This window comes from Runella sp. R0.1_18 (genome assembly GCF_057652155.1).
The window spans coordinates 56898-81163 of sequence record NZ_JBYFCK010000004.1; the positions used below are offsets into that span (position 1 = coordinate 56898).

A 24266-nucleotide genomic window follows, 5' to 3' on the forward strand; every position below is an offset into this window, starting at 1 on the left:
TCTTTTGAATTAATATTTCGTAAAGTTAACTTTTTCCATCATGCGCTCAGGGCGGGCGAGGCTCGTAAAGCCGTATTGCTCGTACAAACCGTGGGCATCGGCCGTTGCCAACGTCCAGCGTCGGAAGCCTTGTAGTTCAGGGATTTGATTAAAAATGCAATCCATCAGCCACTTAGAAAGCCCTTGGCCGCGATAGTCTGCCAAAATGAATACATCGCCCAAATACCCATACGTAGCAAAATCCGTAATGACGCGGGCAAAACCAATTTGGGTTTGGTGGTGATAAACCCCAAAAGTAAATGAGTTTTGAATGGAGCGCTCGATGATGTCGAGTGGAATGTTTTCAGCCCAGTACGACTGGGTGGAGAGAAAAGGAAGAATCACCGAAGTATCAAGCTTTGATTTGTCGGTTGAAATCAAAAAATCTTCTTTTTGAAATTCATAAACGAGGGTGTCGAGCAGCGCCATGGCGTATGGAGGGTCATTGAGGCTGCAAATAACCGAAAAAATGACGGTTTTTGTGCGGTTTTGCTGGAGTAAGGTACCTTAATTCGCTTTTATTTGGCCAAAATTTTGAACAAACCGCCCAAAAGGAGCGCGACATTCTTGGTAGGGATTTTTAGAAAGTCGGGCGGCACATCCCAGGTGGGTAAAAGTAGAATCGAGCACATTATGACGGTGCGAAGGCGAATTCATCCATTCATCGACGGCGTACTGGGCAAAATCAAGGTAGTTAAATACTTTCAGTAAATGCTTAGTATCACAGTTGAAATACTCAAAACTTCCGTCGCGCTTTCGGCGACAACAATACTCGGGCGGGGTATCAATCAATTGGTACTGACCAATGTTTTCGGCCACTCGGCTATAGTCTAGCGTGAAGGTTTCAACCCGCTGCGTGAGTTTGGCAAAAGAAGGACTGTAGAGGTGGACATGGTTGTAAAATCCCATTTGAATCATGTCGGAGGCAAATTGCTGAGCAGCTTGCTGCAATCCTGCGGCGTGATAAAGCGGGGGGAGACCGTGCGTACGACGGGCGATGTTGGTAGTATGAAAAATAGCCGCATCGAGTAAGGCGTAGTTGGGATGCTTGGCATTGATCGGCTGATTGGCTTCGGGAAGTTTAAAAAAATCATCAGACGACAACGAATAGTAATTGACCGACGACCCCGTTTGGAAGCTAACCAACAAACCAAAAAGAAATAAAAAGCAAATGGCTCGATTCATGGTAGCTGTCAGAAGTAGTTCGATACTGAAAATAACAACTTCTTTACGAAGTTGTCAAGTGGTGCCCGCAAGAAATGGGGTTTTTGTGGTAACTTTGCGGCCTCAAAAGAGTTAGCTGTTGTTTGTAATGGATACATATCATTGTCAGAACAGCAACGATTAACGGATAACCATTAACGACTAACATGTCAGTAAGAGTTCGCTTTGCACCTAGTCCTACGGGGCCGCTTCATATCGGAGGGGTTCGTACGGCATTGTATAATTATTTGTTTGCCCGTAAACATGGCGGAAAAATGCTCCTTCGTATTGAAGATACCGACCAAAATCGGTACGTACCTGGGGCGGAAGACTATATTTTGGAGGCGTTGAAATGGGTAGGAATTGAGATTGACGAAGGGCAAGGAGTAGGCGGCCCACACGCACCTTATCGCCAATCGGAACGTAAAGAAATGTACCGCCAATACGCCGAACAGTTGATTAATTCGGGAAAAGCGTACTATGCGTTTGATACGGCCGAAGAAATTGAGGCCATGCGCAAGCGTTTGGAAGAAGCAGGGGCCGATGCCGCTCAGTATAATGCCATCACGCGTTTGCAAATGACCAACTCGCTGACGTTGTCGGCCGAAGAAGTGGCTAGTCGGATCGCCAATGGCGACCCGTACGTGGTGCGTATCAAAATCGATCCCAAGCAAGACATTCGTTTCAAAGACATCATTCGTGAGTGGGTGGTTGTTCACGCATCGACGCTTGATGATAAAGTACTGTTGAAGTCGGACGGAATGCCAACCTACCACTTGGCCAACATTGTGGACGACCATTTGATGGGCATTACGCACGTGATTCGCGGAGAAGAATGGTTGCCGTCGGCGCCGTTGCACGTATTGTTGTACCAATATTTTGGCTGGACAGCGCCGCAGTTTGCGCACTTGCCGTTGTTGCTCAAACCCGAAGGAAACGGCAAACTTTCAAAACGGGATGCCGATTTGGGTGGCTTCCCGATTTTCCCATTGCAGTGGACTGACCCTAGCACGGGTACGGTGGCACGCGGTTTTCGTGAAGATGGGTATTTGAAAGATGCGGTGGTGAACTTTTTGGCGTTTTTGGGCTGGAACCCAGGCACTGAGCAAGAAATGTTTACCATGGACGAATTGATTCAAGCGTTTTCGTTGGAGCGTATTCATAAAGCAGGCGCGCGTTTCGATATTACCAAAGCAAAATGGTTTAATCAGCAATATATCAAGCAATTGAGTGACGAAGAGTTGGTAAAAAGCTTGCAGTTAGGAAACACTACAAAGTCGCTCGACCTGTTGAAAATCGTCCATTTGATGAAAGACCGTGTGACGTTCCCCCAAGAAATTTTGAGTGAAGCGTCTTTCCTATTTGAAATGCCTACGGAATACGAAGAAGCCGTAGTAGCCAGCAAATGGAATGCCGATGCGATTAAGGCAATTACTGCTTATGTAGAAGATTTGAAAGTATATGAAGGGGAGTTTTTGGCAGATACAGCCAAAGCAATCTGGGCGGCTGCGGCAGAACGAGTAGGTGTGAAAATGGGAAAAGTGATGCAGGCACTGCGCTTGGCCGCAACTGGCGCAGGTCACGGCCCTGACTTGATGCTTGCCATGGAAATTTTAGGCAAAGAAGAAGTCATTGCTCGTTTGGAGAAGGCATTGGCGATATTACCAAAACCTTAATATGCTCACAAATTACCACAGCCACAGCCACTATTGTGATGGTAAAGGCTCGTTAGAAGAACAAGTACAAGGCGCGATAGCTCAAGGGCTTCGCGCCTTTGGATTTTCATCCCATTGCCCCGTACCGTTTGTAAACCAATGGAGTATGAAAGCCGAGCGCCTTGCTGACTATTTGCGCCAAACAGCGGTACTCAAGGAAAAATACAAAGACCAAATCGAGCTGTATGTGGGCTTAGAAGTGGATTTTCTACCCAATCAACTGGGGCCGACCGACTTTCCGATGCTCGATTACTGCGTAGGTTCGGTGCATTATGTAGAACTCAATCAGTTTGGGCAGCCGTGGGAGATCGACGGTAGTTCGGTGGAGTTTTTGGCGTGTTTGGATACCCTTTATGATGGGAATATTCAGGTTGTTTTAGAAAAATACTACGGAATCATTCGGCAAATGGTCGAAACCGATACACCGCCTATCGTGGGGCATTTGGACAAAATTAAAATGCACAACGACGCGCGTCCACTTTTTGAAGAGTCGGAAGAATGGTACGTAGCGCTGGTAGAAGATACGCTCGAAGTTATAAAAAAAGCGGGCTGTATTGTCGAAATCAACACCCGAGGCAATTACAAACGGGGGCTTGAACTGTACCCTTCTCCGTGGATCATTGCCCGAATGAATGAGTTAGAAATTCCTATTTGTATCAATTCCGATAGCCATCGTCCCGAAGAAATTACCGCTTCGTTTCCGCTGGCTTTTGAGGCGGCGCGGGCGGCAGGATATACGCACCAACGGGTTTTGTTAGAAGGAAAATGGCAAGATGTGGAGTTGAATTAAAATAATTGACGAGATTAGCGTTTAGCTAAGTTTGTTAAAGGTTTTACCCGCCGATTGGCGCAGATTGAAATCCGCAGATGGATGCAGAATAATGGCTTCGTTTAGGTCTTTTTCAGCGAAAATCTGCGTTTGTATTATTCTGCGGACTTCTGCGGGCGAGACATTGAAATTGTTTACATAGCAATGTAGTCAGTATTATTTTCCTAAACTTCTCACATTCCAAAAACCGATGGCAAAAGCACCTTTTATTGATTCGCTCTCGCTACCAGCAGTGGTAGCACCCATGTTTCTTATTTCTGGCCCACAGCTAGTAATAGAATGTTGTAAAAATGGCATTGTGGGTACTTTTCCTGCCCTCAATCAACGTACCACCGAAGGGTTTGAAGAATGGGTGGTTCAGATTAAAGAAGAATTGGCTCGTTTTGAGCAAGAAACGGGGAAAAGAGCCGCCCCTTTTGGGGTAAACCTCATTGTGCATCATTCAAATCCGCGCGTACAAGCCGACTTGATGGTGTGTATTAAACACAAAGTGCCGTTGATTATCACGTCATTGGGCGCAGTGTCGATGCTCGTGGACGCCGTGCATAGTTACGGAGGATTGGTTTTTCACGATGTTATAAAAAAACGCCACGCCGAAAAAGCTGCTGAAGCAGGGGTGGATGGGCTGATTTTGGTGGCCGCAGGAGCAGGAGGGCACGCAGGTACTATCAATCCAATGTCGTTGGTAGCAGAAATTCGTAGCTTTTTTGACAAAACTATCTTGCTTTCAGGTTGCATCAGTACGGGGCGCGACATTGCGTCGGCCTTACAAATGGGGGCAGATTTGGCCTACATGGGCACTCGTTTTATCAACACCACCGAAAGCATGGCCGATGAAGCGTATCGCCAGATGATTATCGACAGCAGTGCCAGTGACATTGTTTATACGGCGGCGGTATCAGGCGTCAATGCCAATTTTTTACGACCAAGCCTCGAAGCCATGGGCATTACCGAAGAGCTTTGGGGGAAATCGAAAAAAATAGATTTTGGAGAAGAACTCGACGCTGCCAAGGCCGAAGCCAAAGCGTGGAAAACGATTTGGTCGGCAGGGCAGGGAGTAACTACCATTAAAGATAGCTTACCCACCGCCGCGTTGATTGCCCGCCTTAAAACTGAAATGATTGACGCCCTGGAGCAGCAAGCCAAGCTGCTGGCAAAATACAGTCAGGGCTAAGGTAGATCAAGGAATGAACACATCTCCTCGGCTGAGAAGGCGTGCCGTACGAACCACCCCTGAGGTATAGATGCGGGGCTGTTCGTCCTCAAAGTCATATTCCAAATTGACTGTAAACTCGCCCGAAGGATGCTCGATACTGAGTGATGAGAGATAAGTGGTGAGTGATGAGTTGTTTGTCTCTCTTCGCTCATTACTCATCACTTTTATCTCCTTACCTATCACTGTATTAGGTACTACGCAGGCGGTAGCGACCGAAACCGCTGCTAACACTCCAATAGCTTCGTGAACAACGTGCGGAATAAACATCCGCGTGTTGATGGCTCCTCCGTTTTCGGGAGGGGAAACTAAGCACATTTTTGGAATGGTTTGCTGGCTTACATCTCCCAAATTCATCAAATAGCCTGCCTTGAGCCGAATTGCTTCGATTCGTTTTTTGAGTGATTCGTTGGCTTCTAACACCTCTTTACTTTCGTTTCCAATCAGTCCAAAATCCTGCGCCCGCATCACGACAATCGGCATCCCGTTGTCAATACAGGTAACCTCAACGCCCTCAATGACATCTTTGGAATTACCTGTGGGAAGCAACGCTCCGCAGGTGGAGCCTACTGTATCCAAGTAATTGCAAACAATGCGTGAAGCCGTTCCAGGAACGCCATCCACTTTGGTGTCGCCGTGGTATTCAACATGGCCATTGGGAGTAGGGACGACTACTTCGCAAATTCCTCCTGTATTGACAATGTTGATTTTGGCAGAAGTAGTGGGAGACGTCGCTGGGAATAAGCCTGATTCAATGGCAAAAGGGAGAACGCCTGCCAAGATATTGCCGCAGGTTTGGGTGGTTGATACTTTGCCTTTTCCCACAACTACCTGTACAAAAAGATAATCCAAATCGGCTGGAGGGCACCCCACCTCAGGGGGGGCTGATTTACGCACAATCGCTACTTTGCTCGTCAGGGACGTGGCGCCTCCCAAACCGTCGATTTGGCGAGAATCACCCTCAGTGGTGCCTTCCATGGCCAACAACAAATAGCGGTTACGTTCGGCTTCATCGGCAGGAAGATCTTCGGCTTTAAAAAACAGTCCTTTCGATGACCCACCTCGAAAGTGCATGTAGGGAATTTTAATCATAAGTTATATGCCTTTGTTACTTTTTGTAACTCAATTTTTCGAGATTACTTCGGGTTCCTTTGGTTACAATAGGTTCTATTTTCTGTGCTTCAAGCATTTCTATCACCGCCTCCATTTCGTGCATTCGACGGACGGCGTGCGTGCGGCTTCCTTCAACAAAGCGGTTAATGAGGTCGTTATCTCCCCCAATCAGCGAGCTTATTTGCCCACGGATGTAGTTTTCCATACCAAAAGCTTGCCCTGCTTCCATGGCTTCACACACTACGGCGGCAATGCCTTTATAGACAATCGAACGCAGGAGTTTGCGGGTAGCGGCATCGCCAATTTGGCTGTCGGGGACTTGTTGGAGGTTGAGTTGTAGTGGGGCAAGTTGTTTGATAAACTCACTGGCATACGGGCCAGATGCTAAAAAAGGCGTTAAAATTCCTTTGGGAGGAACGGGAGCCATGATGGCTAGGTCTATCATTTTTACCCCTGAGGGAGCGAGGATAGCGGCAATTTTTTTCTTCTTTTCGGGGCCTGAAGTGTTCATCTCGCAAAAAAACTGATCGGGGGTGAGCACTTCCGCGAGTTCTAACGCTATTTGCTCGGAAACGGATGAAAGATTGACACTAAACACAATATCTGCACCCTGTACAGCCTCAACGTTACTGGTTTTGACCGTAACCAATGGTGAAAGGGGACGCATAGGGCGAGGGTCGTAGCCGACAACCTTTACCCCCCTATTGACTAAATCATTGGCAAAATGCGAGCCTGCTTCGCCAAGACCGAGAATGGCTATTTTCATAATGATGATAGGTGAGATGACTATTTTTTACTTAATCTCTCATTTTTTATCGTTAAACGTCCAACCATAAATATCAATCGACACCCGCCCTTTGCGGAGCTCTTCTCGTACCCATTCTTCTTTTTTTTCGCGGGCAATGGCTTTCTCAATGGCTTCTTCGGCGCGATTTTGCGGAACGACAACAACCCCATCGCGGTCGCCTACAATAAAATCACCTGGGTGGATGCGGACATCGCCAATGACGATGGGCTCATTGAGCCAACCATCGCCGTAGTTGGACGTACCGCGAATACACAATCCCCGACTGAAGACTGAAAAACCCATGGCTTCGATGTCGTCGGCATCACGGACACAGCCGTCGATGACTAATCCATTGATACCTTTTGTTTTGGCACCAAGGCTCATCAAGTCGCCCCAATACCCCGCTTCATAAAAGCCAGAGCAATTGACAATCAGCACATCCCCCGCGTTGGCGTAAGCGTATGCCCGATGAAGGAGCACGTTGTCGCGGGGCATGGTTTGTACAGTGTAGGCGGGGCCACACACTTTCATGTTTTTGGCAATGGGCTTGATGGCAGAGGGTAAATTTCCCGTTTTTCCCAAGGCTTCGTGGAGGGTAGCGGCCGAAAATTTTGATAATTCGCTGACAATATTCATGGGTATTCTGGCTTAAAAGATACTATTGGTAATTCTTGGTACGTGACTTTGGAAGGCTTCGGCGTATTTGACGTCTTTCTTCCCTGAAATGCGGCGCGCGTGATTGGCGCGTCGAGAGGCTAATTCGGCGTAATAGTCACGCAGGTATTTTTGAGCGCCCATGCAGTCCATTGCGGCGAGTTTTTTGTCAAAAACGCTCGAAATATCGACAAAGGTATCGGGCAAAAATTCGCAAATTTCGGGTTGGTGCGGTTCAAACGAGTACCACATCGGCGGGTCGATGTTTTTAAACGCACTGGGTACTCCCGCCCCGCACGATAACAACCGCGCCCGCTCGGTAGCTTGATAGGCCAAAGGATGATCGGGGTTGAAAGGGTCTTTGGCCGTGTGGGTCAAAATAACGGTAGGTTCAAAATCTCCGATGATTTGGGTCAATTGCTCTATACGTTCCTCAGAAATCAACATCGGATAATCGCCCCAATCTAAAAACTGAATGGGAGTGCCAAGAATAGCCGCCGCTTTTTGGGCTTGCTCATGCCGAATGATTTTTACACTTTCGACGGTTCGTTTTGGGTCTTCTTTCCATAATTCCCCCGATTCCCCCCGTTCTCCGTACGACATACAAACGACGAGGGTTTCGGCACCTTCTTCAATGCTTTTGGCAATGGTACCTGCGCTTCTCCACACAAAATCGGCCGAATGAGCGCCTAATATCAATAATCTTTTCATAGTCAGTGAGTTATAAATAATGAGAAATGGGTTTGGCAATAGCTCGTTTATCACTTTACGGCAGCGTCGAAGACGTGGCAGAAATTGCTACTGCTTATTTTTACAATGTCGCCTTCGCTAAAACCTGTCTTTAACATGGCATCTACAACGGCGTAGAAAAAGCCTGTTTCTTGATGCTCCCAAATACCGTTGGAATATTCTCCGACTCTTGGGGGCGTAGGGGGTTCGTTTGGTTTGATGGCGCGCGTTATTTTTGAATCGGTACCAAGGCAGACATGATCTACTCCTACGACATCAACCATGGCTCGAATGTCTTCTGCGTATTCCAACGGGCTGTTGGTGAGGTGCTTCCAAACGCCAATTAACCCGCCTGCATTGGCTACAATTTTGGCTTGTTGTTTATTGATGAGTCGAGGTTTCATCATTTGAGCCAACTTGGCATTGAGCCCTAGCTGCGTATCTAGTCCCGTATGGCTAACCATGATGGGTTTGGTAGAAATTTTGAGGGCGTCGTCAATGGTTTTGTTGTCGCAGTGGGTCAGGTCAATTAGGATACCTAGTTGATTGCATTCTTTGATAACTTGAGCTCCAAACGGTGTAAGTCCGCCGTATTCAGCTGTTTTGGTATAAATATCTCCCAAGGGGATAGAAGCATGGTTGTCGTGCAGTAAGCCCAATACTCGTAGTCCTCGATCGTAGGCAGTTTTGAGCCTATCTATCTGTCCCTCAAGAAAATGCCCTCCTTCCACGGATTGAATGACGGCAGGTTTTTTGTTTTTGAAGGCAGAAGTAAGGTCGGCCAAGTTGAGTGAACGCTTCAAATTAACTTCTTGAAGCAATCGGTCAGTGGCATCTAAACCATTGATAAAACGGTCGTAGGCATCGCCAGGATTTTGAAGTTTTTGATAATCTACCGCAAACGTCATGCAAAGCGCGGATAAGCCCGATTTTTTAAAATCCGCAACAAAATCGTAGGTGGGTAGGGGCTGGTCGGTGTAAATACGGACATCAATATGGCTGTGCGTATCAATTGCCATCGTATTGGCCACAATTTTGGCGACGCGCGGGTCTATTTCATCCATTGCCCACAATGAGCTAGGTCTCAATAGCATGGACGAACTCACACCTGCTAATGAAAGGAGAAATTTTCTCCGACTCTCTTTTTCTTGTATTGATTTCATAGTACTTGTTTTTGGGGTTGTAAAACAGCCTCACGTTTCTTTATTTACCACTCCTCTTTACAGAAGTTCCTCGGGCATAGGTGTTCCCCGAGTATGGAAACTTTCGACGGTTTTAAGTCCCCACGCTTGGCCTTTCATGCGCTCTTCGCGGCTCCATACAATGGTCTCATAATCAGGGTCTAAGATGAGGCGTGCCGTCGGGTTTGCGACTTCGATACGATTGCCCCCAGGCTCATAGACGTACAAAAAGAAGGTCTGCTGAATGGCGTGCTTGTGCGGCCCTGTTTCGATAAATACTCCGTTTTCTAAGGCAATATCGGCCGCAAGCAGTACCTCTTCGCGACTATTAACTGCATACGTAAGGTGGTGAAAACGAGCGTTTAAGCCCGAATGGTCTTCGGTGATGGCAAGGTCGTAAGACTTGGAATTGACCGACACCCAAATCCCTTTGGGGTCGTCTTCAAAAACAATCGATTCGGTCATTCGTCCCCCCAAAACTCCAAACTGAAAATCTCGAAGCGCGTGAATGTCTTTGGCCAATAAGTTGAGGTGGTCGAGGCGTCGGACATTCATGCCCCGCCCTGGAAAACGACTGTAGGTATTTTTAAGAGCTGATTGGGCTTCGCCTTCGGCGCGGTATTTATGCGTATCAAAATACAATTCACATACGTGGCCATCGGGATAGCGAAATTGATATGCCTTCCCGTAGTCGCACTCATGGTCTATCCAACCCAATCCCAACCCCGTCGCTTCAATGGCCTTAACACGGGCCTCGAGCGACTCGCGGCTACGCGTACGCCACGCAAAGTGCCCCATGCCTGAGTGTTTGTGGGCGGTAAGTTTCAGGGTATGATGCTCGTAGTCGTCGTACGCACGCAGATACGCCGAATCTCCCCTGATATCAGTGATGTACATCCCTAGTACTTCGTGAAAGAAGCGAATACTTTCGTCGAGTTTGGGCGTGAAAAGTTCGACGTGGGCTAAGTGGGCCAATTCCCAAGTAATGTTATTCATTTTTAATTTGTTTGTAGGAGAGACAAGGCATGCCTTGCCTGTACATTAAAATTTTATTTGCAAATTTTATCCGCCCAATCAAACAACTCGTCGAGGTCATAATCGCCGCTGTGAGGTTTGCCCCAAGGCAATGCAAAGTCAACTGAAAAGCCTTTGTTTTGGAGCGCAGTGGCCAAAATCAAAGGAATTGCAAACCCCGTGTCTTTGTCTTTTGCACCGTGCCGAATGCGCCAGTAGGTAGCCGTTTTAGCGTTTTTGACACCAAGGTAGTTCATTGGATTCATCATTTTTACCTGCTTGGCGTCCGCCATTTTAGGACTTGTATCTTTTGAGTTTTTAAAAGAATAGGCCGTAAAGTGTTGGTTGGCAGTGGTTGCTGTGCCGAAAAGATTGTTCTCAAACGATTGGCTATCTAAGGCATCAAAGGCGGGCGGGGTTTTCATCCGTTCGAGGTAGGTCATGTACCCATCAAAATCTACCGACAAGACCTTGCCATTTTCAATTTTAAAGAAAGTATGTTTCGATACATCAATGCCAGTTGCTAACGCCTTTTGCGCCGAAGCGATGAGCTGTTTTTTTAGATATTCCTTAAAATTGCCATTTCCTTCGGTATCTAAACTCAACTTTTTGCCTGCTTCATCTCTTAAATTTAGGCTATTCAAGTAGGAAGGGAAGGCGGCTTTCAACTCATCAGAGACCTTGATAGCTTCGGCATCTAATTCTCCCTCTTTGCCCCGAAATTTATAACCGTGAATTTTGTTCAACTGCCATTCGTAGGCCATATCGGCATGGTCGAGGTTGGTAATGGGACAATAGGCCGACACCGCAAAAATGTTGTCAGTGGCCTTGGCGGCTCCCAATGCTTGGAGGTACGGCTCATAGTCGGGGTGGTTGCCCGTTGCTCCAAGTAAGGTGGACATAGCGCCTCCTGCGCTTGTGCCGTTGGAGATAATTTTGTTGGCATCGCCAGGCATGAGCGCATCGTTGAATTTGAGGTACCGAACTGCGGCTTTTAAGTCAACAAGTCCTGCGGGGGCTTTGCCCGTAAACTCTTTTTGAGCGTTGACCGTGGTTCGGCCCCGTGCCCCTGCCGAAGCGACGATATACCCTTTTGAGAGCGCGGTGGCAACGGAGATATTCTGACTCCCCCCAGGCATGCCCCCCCGTTGGGGTTGGGAAAGGAAGGTGGCAGGTTGGGCGGGCATATAGCCGCCTACTTTATTAGGAAAAAATATCGGTGCAGTTTTAGCCGTATAGCCGTTGATAGTCCCCTCATTGAAGTACGCTTCAGGGATATAAATGTTCATGATTTCATACACCGTATCGACGGGGTTAGCTACGTAGATTATTTTTTCGTAGACCCGTACTGCAACAGCCTTTCCGTCGATTTCTTGCGATTGGGTGGTAAACTTAGTGGCGTCAAAAACGAGCGTTCGGGGAGTTTGAGCTAATAGCTCAGCACCAATAAAAAAAAGAGGTGAAATAAGGGATAACTGAAAAGCAGTACTCAACTGCTTCGTGGCGGCAAATAATCTCATAAAATGCAAGAGAATGAAAGGTTGTTTTGATATGACAAAGGTCTTCCCTTCTCTTGGATTTATGACGAGACTATTTTTACTTTGATGGATAAAAATCGAACATGATTGGCGTATGAACGACAAAAGTATTCTCCACTTTGACGGCCTGTATGGTGACGTGTCGGGGCGATATTCAGCCGAGTATCTTTTTTTAGAATTGATTGTTACCCGTAGCCAAACGTTTGACTGGCGTATCAAGCCACACCTTCATTCGAGCCTATTTCAGGTGTTTATTGTCGAAAATGGTACGTTGACTTTCCAAGAAACGACCCAAACTCATTCGCTAACGGCTCCTTGCATTATACTGATTCCCCCTACGCTGTTGCATGGATTGGTGTACTCTCCTGATGTTCGAGGACAAATATTGACGGTTTCGGATAGTATTGTTGAGGCTATTTTTACAACATCAAGCCCTGTTTGGCAAACATTTTCTGAAATTCGACTCCTAACGCGTTTTGACGAAGGGCTCCCTTTTGAAAAAATACTGGAATTGCTTGCCCAATTAGAAGCGGAGCTTTTTGGTGAACACCCCGAACGTTTGTCGATGCTGAGGGCTTATTTGACGCAGTTCTTTATTCATTTACACCGTTTGGCAAGCCAAGAAGCGCACACAAGCGACTCGCTGACGATGATGCACTTTCGCAAGTTTCAGCAAAGTATCAAACACTCGGACTATCCCAAAAGCATACCTGAATTTGCGAGTGAATTGAACATCACCCCCGTTCACCTCAACCGTATTTGTCGAGCCGTGGCGGGAAAATCGGCGATTGAACTGGTGCACCAAAATCTGATTGGCGAAGCACAGAAATACTTACTACACACGGCCTATTCGGTGTCCGAAATAGCGTACATATTGAAGTTTGAGTATCCTAATTACTTCGCCAAGCTTTTCAAAAAATACGTAGGAATGTCGCCTGTGGAATACCGTCAGCAACACCGCTAGGTGTCTATTTTGTTAAGAACTCCTTCACCAACTCCAACTGATCCGTACTCAAAAAATCGGCGCCTGCTTCGCGGAGTTTGGCCCACACGGCAGGGTCTTCGGGGCACGCCCACAAGCGGAGTTTTTTGCCTTCTTTATGAATGCGCTGCACCAAGGCTTGTAGCTTTTGAAACTGCTCGGGTGGTATCTGATCTTTGCCGCGCCAGGTCAAATGATTGTTGTAATTGTCACTCACGACGGGCATTAGTTCGGGGCTTAATTTTTTGCCCAAATCGGCAGGTCGGCCATCCACGGCCGCTAGCCGCGTTTTAGCTTTTTGAAGTGTTTCGATGGGTCGATTTCCTGAAATAAAAACGGTTAAGGCTCCTTTTGTCGGGGTATTCCCTTTGTACGAAGTAAGGATGCCACGGTACGACTGCAGTAATTTATCGAGTGCTTTATAGGTACTTTCTGCTTCGGTTTTGAAATCAATCATCAGATACACAGGGCCTTTGTAGTTGGGATAGACAAGGCCATTATTTTGGCGAATACGCTCGGCAAGGGGCTTTAAATAGAGGTTTTCGAGTGTATTGGCAGGGTTGTTGAAGGAAGGCCGCTCGTGCGACACAAACAAGGAGTCATTGATAAGGTAAACATCCGCTTCGATACTCGTAAAACCTTGATCTAGTGCATCCCATAGAGGTCGCGATTGTTCGTAATCGTTGTGCGCATGAGCATTGGGCAACGGTACCACGTTGGGCTTGGTGGCAGGAACTTGCAAATGAGCAATCGGTTGAATCCAAGCTGTTTCGACATCGCCCGCGCTGAAAGGATTGTACTTGGGTTTGGTTGAAATAACCTTGGCGCGTACCCACAAATCATCGTCAGTGAGGGTATATTGACCTTCTGTACCCTTAAATTCACGCAGGATTTCCGCTTTTTCTTTTCCTTTTTTGAGCCCAATCAGTTGAATCGTGTACGAAATCTCAGGTTCTGATTTTACCCCAAAAGAAAACGAAGTAGGGGTTTGGTGCAGGTACGCAAGTTCGACGCCCGTAGTGGCATAAAATCGCCCTGCTTCCATGGCTTCGATAATGCTGCGTGGGGCAAGCGAAGGCGCATTCACCATCACCCAGCCGCGTCCTGTATTGCTGTATTCTAATCCAAAAAACTGGTAATTGTGGCTGTCGTCGGTGGCTAGGCCGTACATGAGTGGGCGCCCTTGATGCACAAAATGGGTATTGATTTTGTCCCACATCGACTCGGTGCCTTCGCGTTTGGCATCGCCGTAGTTGTTGACCAGCGGGTGGCCGTTGTGTACCTCAAAAAAACGTTCATGCCGTAGTTGCATCAAGTCTTCGGCTGTGATGGCGTAGTAGAAGTTGGGGTGATTGATGTGCGGAAACATCGGTTGCCCCGTTTGGCGACGTTGGGCCACCACCAAATCAATATTGTTTTGCATGACCTCCGCTACACTGTTACCTCGTTGGGGACGAATGAGGCTTTGCACGTTTGTCATATTGATATGAATCGGCTTGCTGTTGTAACTCGTCGAGACTTCTTCGCTTTTCAAAATTAAAAACTTCCCTGCTTCGTCGAAATAAGAACGGTATTCGCTCAGGTTTTTGAGCCGAACTTTCAGCGAGTCGTTTGGCCCTTTTTTATACTGTACCCAGTCGGGTCCGAAGGTGCGAAGGTAACGCTCAAAAGTGCGTCGGCGCTCAGGCACGCGGGGAACATTGACCCATTTTTCCCCTTCCTGAAACGTATTGTGGTCAGATAAGCCCACGAAATGATACCCATTGTTTTTGTACCAATCCATAATCATTTCGGGGTAGTCGTCGCCGTCGCTCCAGAGCGAGTGCGTATGCAAATTGCCTTTGTACCAGTTTTGTGCGTAGCCAAAATGGCAACAAAAGATAGCGAAAGAAAAAAGAAACAGACGCATGAGCAGAGAAGATAAGAGGTTTATTACCATAAGAGACGAACCTCGATTTTCTAACACTACTTATGATTGTGGCCTTCGGACTCATTGGCCACGTTAAATTTATGGGAATACGGCCACGAGCTCGATTTCGATGAATTTATCAGGATGAGTCAATGCCATAATGCCCAGGGTAGAGCGGGTTGGTTTGGTCGGATTTTCTTTGGTGCCAAAATACTGAGCATAAGCGTCGAACCAACCTTGATAATCGTGCTTGTTGCCTTTAAAATGGTCGGGGGTGATGTAAATACGAAGCATCAAAACGTCTTTAAACGTAAGCCCTTTTGCTTTTACAGCTTTTTCAAGGTTTTTCAAGATGTTGATGGCCTGCGTTTTAGTGTCTCCAAAACGGGCATAAGAGCCTTCGGCCGCAGTGCTGTCGGCTACTCCTGCTGTCACTCCGCTAGTCCAGAGGAGCTGTTTCCCCGCAGGCACTACTGCCCCCGACGAAATAGGGGAGGTAGGGCTGCCATAAAACGCAACGGTTTGGGCAATGATTGGAGACGTAAACAAACCAAGAAAAAACAACAGTAGAGCAGGTTTCATAAGGGCTAAAATTGGAGTGAATGGATAAAAAATTGTACGTTTTCTATTTATAAACAAAATAAAATTTTTTGTTTGTCGAAAATAACAATAAAATCATTTGAGATACTTGGGTAAGATGTTATTTTTGTTTGGCCGCAACCACTGTCTAACCTTTCACACACTTCGACTATGATGAATCGTCGTCATTTTATCAGTGCGGCTGCCCTAACGGGGATGGGAGCTGCGTCAGCGATGGCCAGCTGTGCAACAAAACCCAGTACAAATACTACCTATCACTCAATTCCAAAATTGAAACTGTCACTTGACCGCATTGTCAAAGAGACGGTGGGGTTGCGTCCTTTTCGGGCGTCAGGGCCTCGAATAGCCAAAGAAGCGCTGGGCTCAAAAACCATTGTACACAACTACGGGCACGGCGGGAGTGGTTGGTCGTTGTCGTGGGGAACGGGTAACATGGCTCGGGAGCTAGTATTATCGACAGGCGAGCGGAAAATAGCAGTCATTGGTTGTGGGACAGTAGGACTTGCAACGGCCCGATTGCTCCAAGAAAAAGGGTGTGAAGTAACGATTTATACCAAAGATTTACCTCCAAATGTCACAAGCAGCGTAGCAACAGGAACGTGGTCGCCCGCCTCGCGTGTGTGTGACCCCAAAGTGGCCAAGCCAGAATTTAAACAGGTATGGGAAGAGGCTACCCGTTTTTCGTTTCGTACGTTTCAGTTTTTGTTGGGAATCAACGACATCGCTATGTGGGTCGATGAGTACAACGTATTTCCCGAGCGCCAACTAGGGCCTACGGATTTGGCGCAGGGCGGAGAGGCGTTTCATTTATCAGGCCTGATTCCCGAACGTCAAGCGCTTTCCTCTAAACAACACCCGTTTAAGGACAAATATGTCAGTTGGCGTTCCAACATGATGTTCAATATACCGAGCTATTTACACCACCAAATGAGCACTTTTGTGATGTTGGGAGGGAAAATTAAGGTGCATGAAATCAAGAAGTTGGAAGATTTGGATGCACTTCCTGAAAAATGTATCGTAAACTGCATGGGATTAGGGGCTAAGCCCATTTTCAATGACGAAGAGTTGACGCCGATTTCGGGGCAGTTGGCGTGCCTGATTCCGCAACCCGAAATTAATTATAAGCTTACGACCAAAGGGGCGAGTATCATCGCGCGTAAGGACGGTATTTATTTGGGAGGCAACGGCCTCGTGGGCAACTGGGATACCACACCCAAGCGCGAATACACGGAGAAGTTTGTGGACGTACTTCAACAGTTAATGAAAGAAATGAAGAGCTAGAGCGTAGTGCTCATTTTGACGTACGGAATGGCTCCTTTGTGAAAAATTCCACCTTCGGGTTTCATGCCAAAGCGTTCGTAGAAAGGTTGGGCATCGAGGCGGGCGTCGCACCAAAGCATAGAAGCTCCTGCGGATTGTGCTCTTTCAAAAGTGGCTTTCAGTAATTGGCTGCCAATGCCCTTGCGCTGAAGGTCGGGATGGGTGGCAAATTTTCGGAATCGTGCGATTTTGTAATCATCCACAAACAACGAAATGACCGAAACCAGCTTCTCATCCAAAAAATAACCCAAATGAATCCCTTCTTCATCGTCGGGTACTTTTACAAACTCAATGGGCTCGTCTGGCCATAATACTTGGTGGCGAAGTGGGTAGGTTTGAGTGGGCGAAATTTCCTGAATCATAGGTAATAAAGACAATTGAGGCACCATTGTTAGTGGTGCCTCAGTGCTAATTTTGGGTGCTAAATATTCCCTGCGGGTCGCATTTTTTGGCCAGCAACTCTCTCATAAACTCGTAGTCGAGCAATTCAATATCGAGTAGCCTTGTCTTATGAAGATTGGCCCATGCAGCGTCATAGTTGCCTTTATGAAATTCCAAGACCGATAGTTTAAGATAAACATTGGCCGAAGCGGAATCTAATTTTGAAGCCCTTTTTAAGATTTGCTCAGCCTCAATAAGTTCCCAGTTATCTTTGGTTTCTTTGAAGTGAATCAAATCAACGGTGGCCAAATCCACCAACAATCCTACGTTGTTTGAATCAATATCAGCTCCTTTGCGAAGCATTCTTTCGGCATCGGTGAGGTGTCCTTTTTGGAAACAAACGACGCCTAATCCCCAAAAACAATCGCTGTTTTTGTTGTCGAGCAAATAAGCCAAATTAAAACGATAACAAGCCGTGTCCAAATCGCCTTCTTGCAGGTATTCCCACCCTCTTGCCGAGAAAAATTGGCTTGCTTCGGCGCGGTTGGTAAAGTTTTGATCACACTCGCTTAGAAAATTAATCTCAAACTCGATGTGTTCAATGCTCTTGCTGGTTTCCCCAAAAAGGGGCATTAAGTGAAGATTCTTCACCACGGTAGTGGCCTCGGTTGAGCTTTTTGTGCTTGTGTCGGCAGGTCGGCTGCTACTTACAAATTGCATCGTCTGCGCCTCGGTCCAAAATGGAACCAACATCACCACTAATGACCCAATAACTAATTGACTAAATGACAGTATCTCTTTCATCGCTACCTTCTCGTCGGAACGTCATTGAAAACGCTCATTGTTAATTTGTTATTGTATAGACTGTTACTTTTTTCGTCGGTCGTACTTTTTATGCTTCTTTGTGGGTGTGGATGTCTTCTTTGTGGGCTTCGAATTTACAACTTTTTTGTTTTTCTTTTCATGAAAAGCACCCTTAAATGTGGGGTCTTCTTTTTTACGTTGCGCGTCGATTTCGCGTAAATATTCCTGTTGTTCTTCAAAAGGCGTTTCGGGAACATCAATTTCGGTAGGAAGTGGCACGCGCGGAATCTTCATCCGAATAATTGTTTCGATTTTGGCAATGTGGTATTCGTCCGCAATCGTCATAAACGTAATCGCGTTTCCTTCCTGATTGGCTCGGCCTGTGCGTCCAATGCGGTGGACGTAATCTTCGTAAATCAGTGGCACGTCAAAATTGATGACGTGGCTTACCTGAGAAACGTCGATACCGCGGGCGGCCACGTCGGTGGCAATTAGGAGGCGAACGTTTCCATCTTTAAAAGCTTCCATCGAGTTGATGCGCGTATTTTGGCCTTTGTTGGCGTGAATAACGCGTACTTCTTCTTCATTAACGACTTTACGCTTCAAAAACTTATAAATGTTTTCCGCAGTTTCGCGGGAACGGGCAAAAATGATGACGCGCTGAAACTCTTCGGCATGTTGGGCAAAATGCTCTACGAGGTTGATTTTAGTCCTAAAATTAGGCACCTCGTACATGACCTGCTCCACCCGTGAGGCCGTAGTAGCTTGCGGAGTTACTTCTACACGGACGGGGGCTTCGAGGAAGTTTTCGGAAAGTCGTTCTACTTTGGGAGGAAAGGTCGCCGAGAACAATAAATTCTGGCGTTTGCGCGGAATCACCTCCAAAATACGGTTGATTTGGGGCATAAAACCCATGTCCATCATCTTATCGGCTTCGTCGAGCACGAGTACTGAAAGTTGCTTAACCCCAATTTCACCTCTCAGGTACAAATCCAAGAAGCGCCCTGGGGTCGCGACGATGATGTCTATCCCTTTTTGAAGCGTTTCAATTTGGGTTTTGGGGCCGAGGCCGCCGTACAACGCCAAATGGCGCAAGTCGGTATATTTGCCTAACTCCGCAACGGCAGCGTTAATCTGCATCACTAGCTCGCGCGTGGGAGCCAGAATGAGCGCACGAGGCGTTTCTCCTTGTGCGTATTTGATTTTCATTAGGATAGGCAACAAATAAGCCGCTGTTTTTCCCGTACCCGTTTGGGCGATTCCTAACACGTCGTGGCCTTGCAATACCAGCGGAATCGCCTTCTCTTGGATGGGCGAAGGCGTCTCGTAACCTGCATCGGCGATGGCGTTGAGAAGTTGGCGGTTGAGGTTAAATTCTTCGAAAGTCACTATAAAACGATTGTTTGTATTGTCTTTTAACGTACTCCTTTTGAAATACATTCAAAGTTACGTGAAGTTTTGTTATCAATCACCCACTGAAAACCGTAACTTTGCAGCAGCAAGTTAATCACTCATCTGCTCAATCTATTCGATTATTCTATGAAATTCGGCGTAGTAGTTTTCCCTGGTTCCAATTGCGACGATGATACCGTGTACACGCTGCGGGTCAATTTAGGACAAGAAGTTATCAAACTCTGGCACAAAGACCACGACCTTCAAGGTTGCGATTTTATCATCTTGCCAGGTGGATTTTCGTACGGCGATTACCTTCGTACGGGCGCTATTGCGCGTTTTTCGCCCATTATGAATGAGGTTATTGCCCATGCCAATCGCGGAGGCTACGTGATGGGTATCTGCAATGGTTTTCAGATTTTGGCTGAAGCAGGGCTTGTACCGGGCGTATTGCTCCGAAACAGCTCTCAAAAATATATTTGCCGTAATGTGTATTTGCAACCTCAAAGCCAATCGGCATTGCTGACAGCTGGCTTGGAGCCTAAAGCCTATAAAATTCCGATTGCGCACGGTGAAGGACGTTACTTTGCAGATGCCGATACGCTTAAAAGCCTCAATGACAACGACCAAGTGTTGTTCCGTTACTGCGACGAAAATGGCCTTATCACCGATCTCGCTAATCCGAATGGTAGTTTGGAGAATATTGCGGGCGTCACTAACGCGGGTAAAAATGTATTCGGAATGATGCCTCACCCTGAGCGCGCTTCAGACGAAGCGCTTGGCAATATCGACGGGCGTTTTATTTTGGAACAACTCGTAGCAGTAACTGCTTAATATAGATTACCTAAGACCTATGAGGTTTTCAAAACCTCATAGGTCTCGTGGCTTTCGGGAGATTTTTTATGACTTCTTTGGTGCAAATTTGAGTAGATAGCCATCCTTTCCATCGCCTTCGCTCGAAATGTAAAGCGTACCATCGGGTGAAAAACAAATGCCTTCGGGTTGGCGATACAGTGCAGGGTCGAGTGGGATGTTTTGAAGTAAGCCTCCTTCACGTGTCATGACAATGAGCCGATGCCCCGCCGAACTCAGCAAATATACTTCGCCCGTTTTAGGGTGAAACGCAATTCCTGAGGGTTTAAAGTCACGTACTTCTTTGCCTTTCAGCCCAAAACCTTCGAGATTTTTTTCTGTTATTTCTTGCTGCTGATAAACGGCGCGGCGTTTTAAGTCAAATGAATAAATGACTTTTCCTTCTTCTTTTTTGTCCTTTTTGAGGTTTTCTTTCACGGCCAACCATAACCTTTTGGTAACAGGGTCGTAGGTCAGACCCTCAAGGTCCAGTTTTTTAGGCAGATTGGTTTCAATGTCGCGGGTTTCTTTGCTACCCATCGTAAAATTGAGCAGTTTTCCATCGCTGCGTAAGACGTAGATTTCTCCTTCGGCTACTTCTACGCCTTCGTAGTCGCCAGGTTTGTCAAAAAGGTGCTTTTCAACAATGTCTTGTTTCGCCAAGTCATAGACAAATACTTCGCCTTTCTCATCTTGGACGCACAGCAATTGGTTGTCTTTGTAAAATGATAATCCAGAAATCTCGCGTAAAACTTTCGGAAGGTCGTAGCGCTGAGTAGGTGTGGCAAAGTCGTAGGTAAAAGTTTCGACTTCCGTAGTGGCGCTATCTTCATTTTTTTCTTTTTGGGGTGTACAGCCAACGAAAGTGCTGATGAGGACTGCTAGGACAAGAAAATAGTGGGATTTTTTGGTCATGGCGGTGTTTTTGAGCCAATATACAAAAAACTTCGACATTCAAACTAGGTTTTAAGAAATATAGGAGTGGGGTTTTGAGAAACCCCGCTCACAACACTGTTAGGGTTGGGGGTATGAGCACCCCCAACCACCTATTAGCGCATTGAGATTGTATTGGCTTTAAATTTGGCAGGAATGGCGTTTTTGATGGGCTTCAGCGACATGAAGTAGGCGTACATGGCCTCCAAATCTTTCGGTTCCATACCACCGTACATGGTCCAAGGCATCATGGTTTGAAATTCTCCCGCAGCTACTTTGTGAGGTTTGTATGAACTGTCAGCATAGGCCCTAAAACGTGCCACAAACGACTCTTTGGTCCAACTGCCAATACCTGTTTCTTTATCAGGAGTGATGTTGGGCGTAATAACTGTACCCGTAGGCATCGGGAACTCACGTCCACCCGAAAACATTTTTTCGGCGATAATTTGACCATTTTCTGCGGGGGTATGGCATTCGGCACAGCCTGCGATATGTACCAAGTATTTTCCAGTCGCTACCAAGTCTGTTTCGGCGGGGCGCTTGGTAGGTTGGGCATTTTTAGGAATGGTATTTAGAATAAAATTAAACGGAAAATCGGCTTTAGAGTCAGCAGGTTTGTTGTCGATGGAAGGAATGGTGCGTAAGTAAGCGACAATACTTTTAGCATCTTCGTCGTCCATGCTGCTATAATAAGGGTAGGGCATGACAGGGAAAAACGCGTGGCCGTCGCGGCTTACTCCCGTGGTGATGGCGCGGTAAATTTCGCCGTCGGTCCAACTGCCAATGCCAGCAGGGGTAATGTTTTTAGAGGTAAAAGAACCTGGAAAACCCATGCGTTGGTCGAATAATTCGCCCCCTTTGCCAAGCGTACCAGCTACTACGGGCCCCGAGAACAAGCTAAAGTCACGCGTGCTGTGGCAGTCCATACATACAGTTACGTGGTTAGCTAGGTATTCGCCACGTTTGACGCGTGCGGGCGTGGGTTCTATTTTCATGTCAGTGGCAGCGTCCACATTTGGAAGGGCAAATTTTACGTAAGCCATTACGCTAAGTAAACCAACAACAGCAACGCCCACGACGATGCCGAGAACTTTGAAGAGTTTTTTCATACTACGAGAAAAGGAGTTAGAGGTTTAATAAAGTTGGGTAAAAATGATGTACCAAAAATACACTTTTCTCTTTTAAATAGGCTACTAGAATTTAGCGAACGGTCATAAAAAATAAGACCCGCAACTTGCGGGTCTTAAAAAGCTGTTAAACAGCGTATTCTTCTAGTTTTTGGAGAAAATCTTGGTAGGTGATTCGGACACCTTCTTCGAGGCTGTAGCGGTGTTTCCAACCCATGCTGTGTAGTTTCGAAACATCCATTAATTTGCGAGGTGTTCCGTCTGGTTTATCGGTATTCCAACGCAATTCGCCCTCGTAGCCAACGGTGTCTTTGATGAGCTCGGCTAGGTTTTTAATAGTGATATCTTCACCTACTCCGATGTTGACGAACTGTTCGCCGTCATAATTTTTCATTAAATACACACAAGCGTCTGCAAGGTCATCGGCGTGTAAAAATTCACGCAGAGGCGAACCTGTTCCCCAAAGCTCTACGAAAGGTTTGTTTTCGGCTTTTGCCTCGTGAAACTTACGGATCATGGCAGGCAATACGTGCGAATTGTTCAAATCGTAGTTGTCGTTGGGGCCATATAAGTTGGTAGGCATGACTGAAATGTAATTGCGGCCGTATTGTTTGCGATACGACTCGCACATCTTAATACCCGCAATTTTGGCGATGGCATACGGTTCGTTGGTGTATTCGAGCGGCCCCGTAAGGAGCGAATCTTCTTGGAGCGGTTGGGGAGCCAATTTAGGATAAATGCAAGACGAGCCCAAAAACATCAACTTTTCCACACCTTCCACGTGAGCACTGTGGATAACATTGTTTTGAATTTGTAAGTTTTCGTACAAAAAATCAGCGCGGTAAATATTGTTGGCCATGATGCCTCCTACTTTGGCAGCTGCCAAAAATACATAGTCTGGTTTTTCGGCCGCAAAAAAGTCAGCCACAGCTTGTTGATTGCGTAGGTCTAGCTCGCGCGAAGTACGCACGATGAGGTTGTGATACCCTTCAGATTCTAAACGGCGTACCAAAGCTGAGCCTACCATTCCTCGGTGGCCCGCTACGTAGATTTTAGCGTTTTTTTCCATACCACAAAAATAACTAAACCTAATGAGGTTTCACAACAGAGCTATAAGGTTTCTAAAACCTTATAGCTCTAGCTTTTATTTATTCTTCAAACCACACCCGAAAACTTGCGGCACGGTCTTTACTGATGACTATTTCATCTTTGGCAGGAATAGCTAAGAGAAGCTCTATTTTACCCGAGTAATGCGTACGATAGCTTTCGATAGCCTCTTTGCGGACGATGTACTGCCGATTGGCTCGGACAAACTGCACGGGGTCAAGGAGTTCTTCAATTTCGTCCAACGACTGGTAGTCGGTAATCAGACGTTGATGGTCGATGGTCACTAGCCAAATGACCTCGTCACGCACAAAATACGCAATGCGGGTATCGGCTACGGCCACCACGGAGCGTTGGTGATGAGCTGTGAAGCGTTGTTTATATTTTTTTGGGGAATGCGCATTTAAGTCTTGTAGTAAATCCCGAAGTTGGGCTGGGAAAAAATCGTCAGAGGCGTTTTTTTTCCAGCGCTGAAATTTGTCAAAAGAACGCTGAAGCTCTTGTTTATCAACGGGTTTTAAAAGATAGTCAATGCTGTTGAGTTTAAATGCTCGAATGGCGTACTCATCGTAGGCGGTTGTAAAGATGATAGGGCAACTGAGCGTCCGCTCTTGAAAAATATCAAAACTAACCCCATCGGCCAACTGAATATCGGCCAAAATTAAATCGGGTTCGGGATGCTCGTCAAACCACTTTAACGCATTTTCGACACTGGCCAAAGGGCCATGTAAAAAGGCGTCAGGTGAGAGCTCGCGTACTAACTTCTCAATATTTTTGGACACCAATGGCTCATCTTCGATGATTAAAATGGTCATGGAGAATAAGGGGATAATTTGAAAATTGAGTA

General features: G+C 46.6%; 24 protein-coding genes. 6 read left to right on the forward strand and 18 right to left on the reverse strand.

Annotated features, from left to right (window positions below; translation table 11 throughout):
• Positions 1-9: 9 nt before the first annotated feature.
• Together AC23P2_RS08215 and AC23P2_RS08220 are read right to left on the reverse strand one after the other, a co-directional pair.
• Entirely contained in the window at positions 10-468 is a 459-nt protein-coding gene (locus tag AC23P2_RS08215; protein WP_051398102.1) for a GNAT family N-acetyltransferase, read from the reverse strand.
• 78 nt (positions 469-546) lie between these two features.
• Complete coding sequence (locus AC23P2_RS08220; protein ID WP_487772739.1) at positions 547-1224, reverse strand: CAP domain-containing protein; 678 nt, start codon at positions 1222-1224, stop codon at positions 547-549.
• Between the two features lie 185 nt (positions 1225-1409).
• Here AC23P2_RS08220 and gltX point away from each other — a divergent pair, with 185 nt between their 5' ends.
• From gltX to AC23P2_RS08235, 3 genes are all read left to right on the forward strand, one after another.
• Positions 1410-2918: a glutamate--tRNA ligase gene (gltX, locus tag AC23P2_RS08225; protein ID WP_487772740.1), complete on the forward strand. Its 1509-nt coding sequence runs from the start codon at positions 1410-1412 to the stop codon at positions 2916-2918.
• Position 2919: 1 nt separating this feature from the next.
• A complete protein-coding gene (locus AC23P2_RS08230; protein ID WP_487772741.1) occupies positions 2920-3747 on the forward strand; it encodes a histidinol-phosphatase in 828 nt (275 codons plus the stop codon).
• A 229-nt stretch (positions 3748-3976) separates the two neighbouring features.
• Positions 3977-4960 (forward strand): NAD(P)H-dependent flavin oxidoreductase, encoded by a 984-nt coding sequence (locus AC23P2_RS08235; protein WP_487772742.1) that lies wholly within the window; start codon positions 3977-3979, stop codon positions 4958-4960.
• A 6-nt stretch (positions 4961-4966) separates the two neighbouring features.
• Here the strand turns inward: AC23P2_RS08235 and AC23P2_RS08240 are convergent, their stop codons facing one another.
• The 7 genes from AC23P2_RS08240 to AC23P2_RS08270 are packed head-to-tail and all read right to left on the reverse strand — an operon-like array spanning position 4967 to position 11997.
• Positions 4967-6091: a 4-oxalomesaconate tautomerase gene (locus tag AC23P2_RS08240; RefSeq protein ID WP_487772743.1), complete on the reverse strand. Its 1125-nt coding sequence runs from the start codon at positions 6089-6091 to the stop codon at positions 4967-4969.
• Between the two features lie 16 nt (positions 6092-6107).
• A complete protein-coding gene (locus AC23P2_RS08245; RefSeq protein ID WP_487772744.1) occupies positions 6108-6878 on the reverse strand; it encodes an NAD(P)-dependent oxidoreductase in 771 nt (256 codons plus the stop codon).
• Positions 6879-6917: 39 nt separating this feature from the next.
• Positions 6918-7535: a 4-carboxy-4-hydroxy-2-oxoadipate aldolase/oxaloacetate decarboxylase gene (locus AC23P2_RS08250; RefSeq protein WP_487772745.1), complete on the reverse strand. Its 618-nt coding sequence runs from the start codon at positions 7533-7535 to the stop codon at positions 6918-6920.
• A 12-nt stretch (positions 7536-7547) separates the two neighbouring features.
• Entirely contained in the window at positions 7548-8264 is a 717-nt protein-coding gene (locus tag AC23P2_RS08255; RefSeq protein ID WP_487772746.1) for a PIG-L deacetylase family protein, read from the reverse strand.
• A gap of 50 nt (positions 8265-8314) precedes the next feature.
• On the reverse strand, positions 8315-9445 hold the full coding sequence (locus tag AC23P2_RS08260) for a dipeptidase (RefSeq protein WP_487772747.1): 1131 nt from the start codon (positions 9443-9445) through the stop codon (positions 8315-8317).
• A gap of 57 nt (positions 9446-9502) precedes the next feature.
• Positions 9503-10459, reverse strand: coding sequence for a VOC family protein (locus AC23P2_RS08265; RefSeq protein WP_487772748.1), 957 nt, complete (start codon positions 10457-10459; stop codon positions 9503-9505).
• 53 nt (positions 10460-10512) lie between these two features.
• Positions 10513-11997 (reverse strand): subtype B tannase, encoded by a 1485-nt coding sequence (locus AC23P2_RS08270; protein WP_487772749.1) that lies wholly within the window; start codon positions 11995-11997, stop codon positions 10513-10515.
• 112 nt (positions 11998-12109) lie between these two features.
• Here AC23P2_RS08270 and AC23P2_RS08275 point away from each other — a divergent pair, with 112 nt between their 5' ends.
• Positions 12110-12979, forward strand: a complete 870-nt coding sequence (locus AC23P2_RS08275) for a helix-turn-helix domain-containing protein (RefSeq protein WP_487772750.1) — start codon at positions 12110-12112, stop codon at positions 12977-12979.
• A gap of 4 nt (positions 12980-12983) precedes the next feature.
• On the opposite strand, the gene AC23P2_RS08280 is transcribed toward AC23P2_RS08275, so the two are convergent.
• Both AC23P2_RS08280 and AC23P2_RS08285 read right to left on the reverse strand, forming a co-directional pair.
• Positions 12984-14906, reverse strand: coding sequence for a histidinol-phosphatase (locus AC23P2_RS08280; RefSeq protein ID WP_487772751.1), 1923 nt, complete (start codon positions 14904-14906; stop codon positions 12984-12986).
• A gap of 99 nt (positions 14907-15005) precedes the next feature.
• Entirely contained in the window at positions 15006-15488 is a 483-nt protein-coding gene (locus tag AC23P2_RS08285) for a RidA family protein (protein ID WP_487772752.1), read from the reverse strand.
• Positions 15489-15656: 168 nt separating this feature from the next.
• On the opposite strand from AC23P2_RS08285, the gene AC23P2_RS08290 reads away from it, so the two are divergent.
• On the forward strand, positions 15657-16787 hold the full coding sequence (locus AC23P2_RS08290) for an FAD-dependent oxidoreductase (protein ID WP_487772753.1): 1131 nt from the start codon (positions 15657-15659) through the stop codon (positions 16785-16787).
• On the opposite strand, the gene AC23P2_RS08295 is transcribed toward AC23P2_RS08290, so the two are convergent.
• From AC23P2_RS08295 to AC23P2_RS08305, 3 genes are all read right to left on the reverse strand, one after another.
• Entirely contained in the window at positions 16784-17188 is a 405-nt protein-coding gene (locus AC23P2_RS08295) for a GNAT family N-acetyltransferase (RefSeq protein WP_487772754.1), read from the reverse strand. The genes AC23P2_RS08290 and AC23P2_RS08295 overlap by 4 nt on opposite strands.
• Positions 17189-17234: 46 nt before the next feature.
• Positions 17235-18011, reverse strand: a complete 777-nt coding sequence (locus tag AC23P2_RS08300; RefSeq protein ID WP_487772755.1) for a tetratricopeptide repeat protein — start codon at positions 18009-18011, stop codon at positions 17235-17237.
• Positions 18012-18074: 63 nt separating this feature from the next.
• Complete coding sequence (locus tag AC23P2_RS08305; RefSeq protein ID WP_487772756.1) at positions 18075-19451, reverse strand: DEAD/DEAH box helicase; 1377 nt, start codon at positions 19449-19451, stop codon at positions 18075-18077.
• A 99-nt stretch (positions 19452-19550) separates the two neighbouring features.
• Here AC23P2_RS08305 and purQ point away from each other — a divergent pair, with 99 nt between their 5' ends.
• Positions 19551-20237 (forward strand): phosphoribosylformylglycinamidine synthase subunit PurQ, encoded by a 687-nt coding sequence (purQ, locus tag AC23P2_RS08310; protein WP_028524950.1) that lies wholly within the window; start codon positions 19551-19553, stop codon positions 20235-20237.
• 66 nt (positions 20238-20303) lie between these two features.
• On the opposite strand, the gene AC23P2_RS08315 is transcribed toward purQ, so the two are convergent.
• The 4 genes from AC23P2_RS08315 to AC23P2_RS08330 form a co-directional block, all read right to left on the reverse strand.
• Positions 20304-21209 carry an SdiA-regulated domain-containing protein gene (locus AC23P2_RS08315; protein WP_487772757.1) on the reverse strand — a complete coding sequence of 302 codons (906 nt, stop codon included), beginning with the start codon at positions 21207-21209 and terminating at the stop codon, positions 20304-20306.
• Positions 21210-21304: 95 nt separating this feature from the next.
• A complete protein-coding gene (locus AC23P2_RS08320) occupies positions 21305-22297 on the reverse strand; it encodes a c-type cytochrome (RefSeq protein WP_487772758.1) in 993 nt (330 codons plus the stop codon).
• 145 nt (positions 22298-22442) lie between these two features.
• Positions 22443-23384, reverse strand: a complete 942-nt coding sequence (gene fcl, locus AC23P2_RS08325; RefSeq protein WP_487772759.1) for a GDP-L-fucose synthase — start codon at positions 23382-23384, stop codon at positions 22443-22445.
• 79 nt (positions 23385-23463) lie between these two features.
• Positions 23464-24234, reverse strand: a complete 771-nt coding sequence (locus AC23P2_RS08330; protein ID WP_487772760.1) for a LytR/AlgR family response regulator transcription factor — start codon at positions 24232-24234, stop codon at positions 23464-23466.
• Between the last annotated feature and the right edge of the window lie 32 nt (positions 24235-24266).

Excerpts from the sequence above, each read along its gene's own strand:
- AC23P2_RS08290 (WP_487772753.1), top strand. The coding sequence starts at position 15,657 with ATGATGAATCGTCGTCATTTTATCAGTGCGGCTGCCCTAACGGGGATG.
- AC23P2_RS08240 (WP_487772743.1), bottom strand. The coding sequence starts at position 6,091 with ATGATTAAAATTCCCTACATGCACTTTCGAGGTGGGTCATCGAAAGGA.
- AC23P2_RS08320 (WP_487772758.1), bottom strand. The coding sequence starts at position 22,297 with ATGAAAAAACTCTTCAAAGTTCTCGGCATCGTCGTGGGCGTTGCTGTT.
- gltX (WP_487772740.1), top strand. The coding sequence starts at position 1,410 with ATGTCAGTAAGAGTTCGCTTTGCACCTAGTCCTACGGGGCCGCTTCAT.
- AC23P2_RS08250 (WP_487772745.1), bottom strand. The coding sequence starts at position 7,535 with ATGAATATTGTCAGCGAATTATCAAAATTTTCGGCCGCTACCCTCCAC.
- fcl (WP_487772759.1), bottom strand. The coding sequence starts at position 23,384 with ATGGAAAAAAACGCTAAAATCTACGTAGCGGGCCACCGAGGAATGGTA.
- AC23P2_RS08215 (WP_051398102.1), bottom strand. The coding sequence starts at position 468 with ATGGCGCTGCTCGACACCCTCGTTTATGAATTTCAAAAAGAAGATTTT.
- AC23P2_RS08235 (WP_487772742.1), top strand. The coding sequence starts at position 3,977 with ATGGCAAAAGCACCTTTTATTGATTCGCTCTCGCTACCAGCAGTGGTA.
- AC23P2_RS08330 (WP_487772760.1), bottom strand. The coding sequence starts at position 24,234 with ATGACCATTTTAATCATCGAAGATGAGCCATTGGTGTCCAAAAATATT.
- AC23P2_RS08220 (WP_487772739.1), bottom strand. The coding sequence starts at position 1,224 with ATGAATCGAGCCATTTGCTTTTTATTTCTTTTTGGTTTGTTGGTTAGC.
- AC23P2_RS08280 (WP_487772751.1), bottom strand. The coding sequence starts at position 14,906 with ATGCGTCTGTTTCTTTTTTCTTTCGCTATCTTTTGTTGCCATTTTGGC.
- AC23P2_RS08245 (WP_487772744.1), bottom strand. The coding sequence starts at position 6,878 with ATGAAAATAGCCATTCTCGGTCTTGGCGAAGCAGGCTCGCATTTTGCC.
- AC23P2_RS08265 (WP_487772748.1), bottom strand. The coding sequence starts at position 10,459 with ATGAATAACATTACTTGGGAATTGGCCCACTTAGCCCACGTCGAACTT.
- purQ (WP_028524950.1), top strand. The coding sequence starts at position 19,551 with ATGAAATTCGGCGTAGTAGTTTTCCCTGGTTCCAATTGCGACGATGAT.
- AC23P2_RS08260 (WP_487772747.1), bottom strand. The coding sequence starts at position 9,445 with ATGAAATCAATACAAGAAAAAGAGAGTCGGAGAAAATTTCTCCTTTCA.
- AC23P2_RS08295 (WP_487772754.1), bottom strand. The coding sequence starts at position 17,188 with ATGATTCAGGAAATTTCGCCCACTCAAACCTACCCACTTCGCCACCAA.
- AC23P2_RS08230 (WP_487772741.1), top strand. The coding sequence starts at position 2,920 with ATGCTCACAAATTACCACAGCCACAGCCACTATTGTGATGGTAAAGGC.
- AC23P2_RS08285 (WP_487772752.1), bottom strand. The coding sequence starts at position 15,488 with ATGAAACCTGCTCTACTGTTGTTTTTTCTTGGTTTGTTTACGTCTCCA.
- AC23P2_RS08255 (WP_487772746.1), bottom strand. The coding sequence starts at position 8,264 with ATGAAAAGATTATTGATATTAGGCGCTCATTCGGCCGATTTTGTGTGG.
- AC23P2_RS08275 (WP_487772750.1), top strand. The coding sequence starts at position 12,110 with ATGAACGACAAAAGTATTCTCCACTTTGACGGCCTGTATGGTGACGTG.
- AC23P2_RS08300 (WP_487772755.1), bottom strand. The coding sequence starts at position 18,011 with ATGAAAGAGATACTGTCATTTAGTCAATTAGTTATTGGGTCATTAGTG.
- AC23P2_RS08315 (WP_487772757.1), bottom strand. The coding sequence starts at position 21,209 with ATGTCGAAGTTTTTTGTATATTGGCTCAAAAACACCGCCATGACCAAA.
- AC23P2_RS08305 (WP_487772756.1), bottom strand. The coding sequence starts at position 19,451 with ATGTATTTCAAAAGGAGTACGTTAAAAGACAATACAAACAATCGTTTT.
- AC23P2_RS08270 (WP_487772749.1), bottom strand. The coding sequence starts at position 11,997 with ATGAGATTATTTGCCGCCACGAAGCAGTTGAGTACTGCTTTTCAGTTA.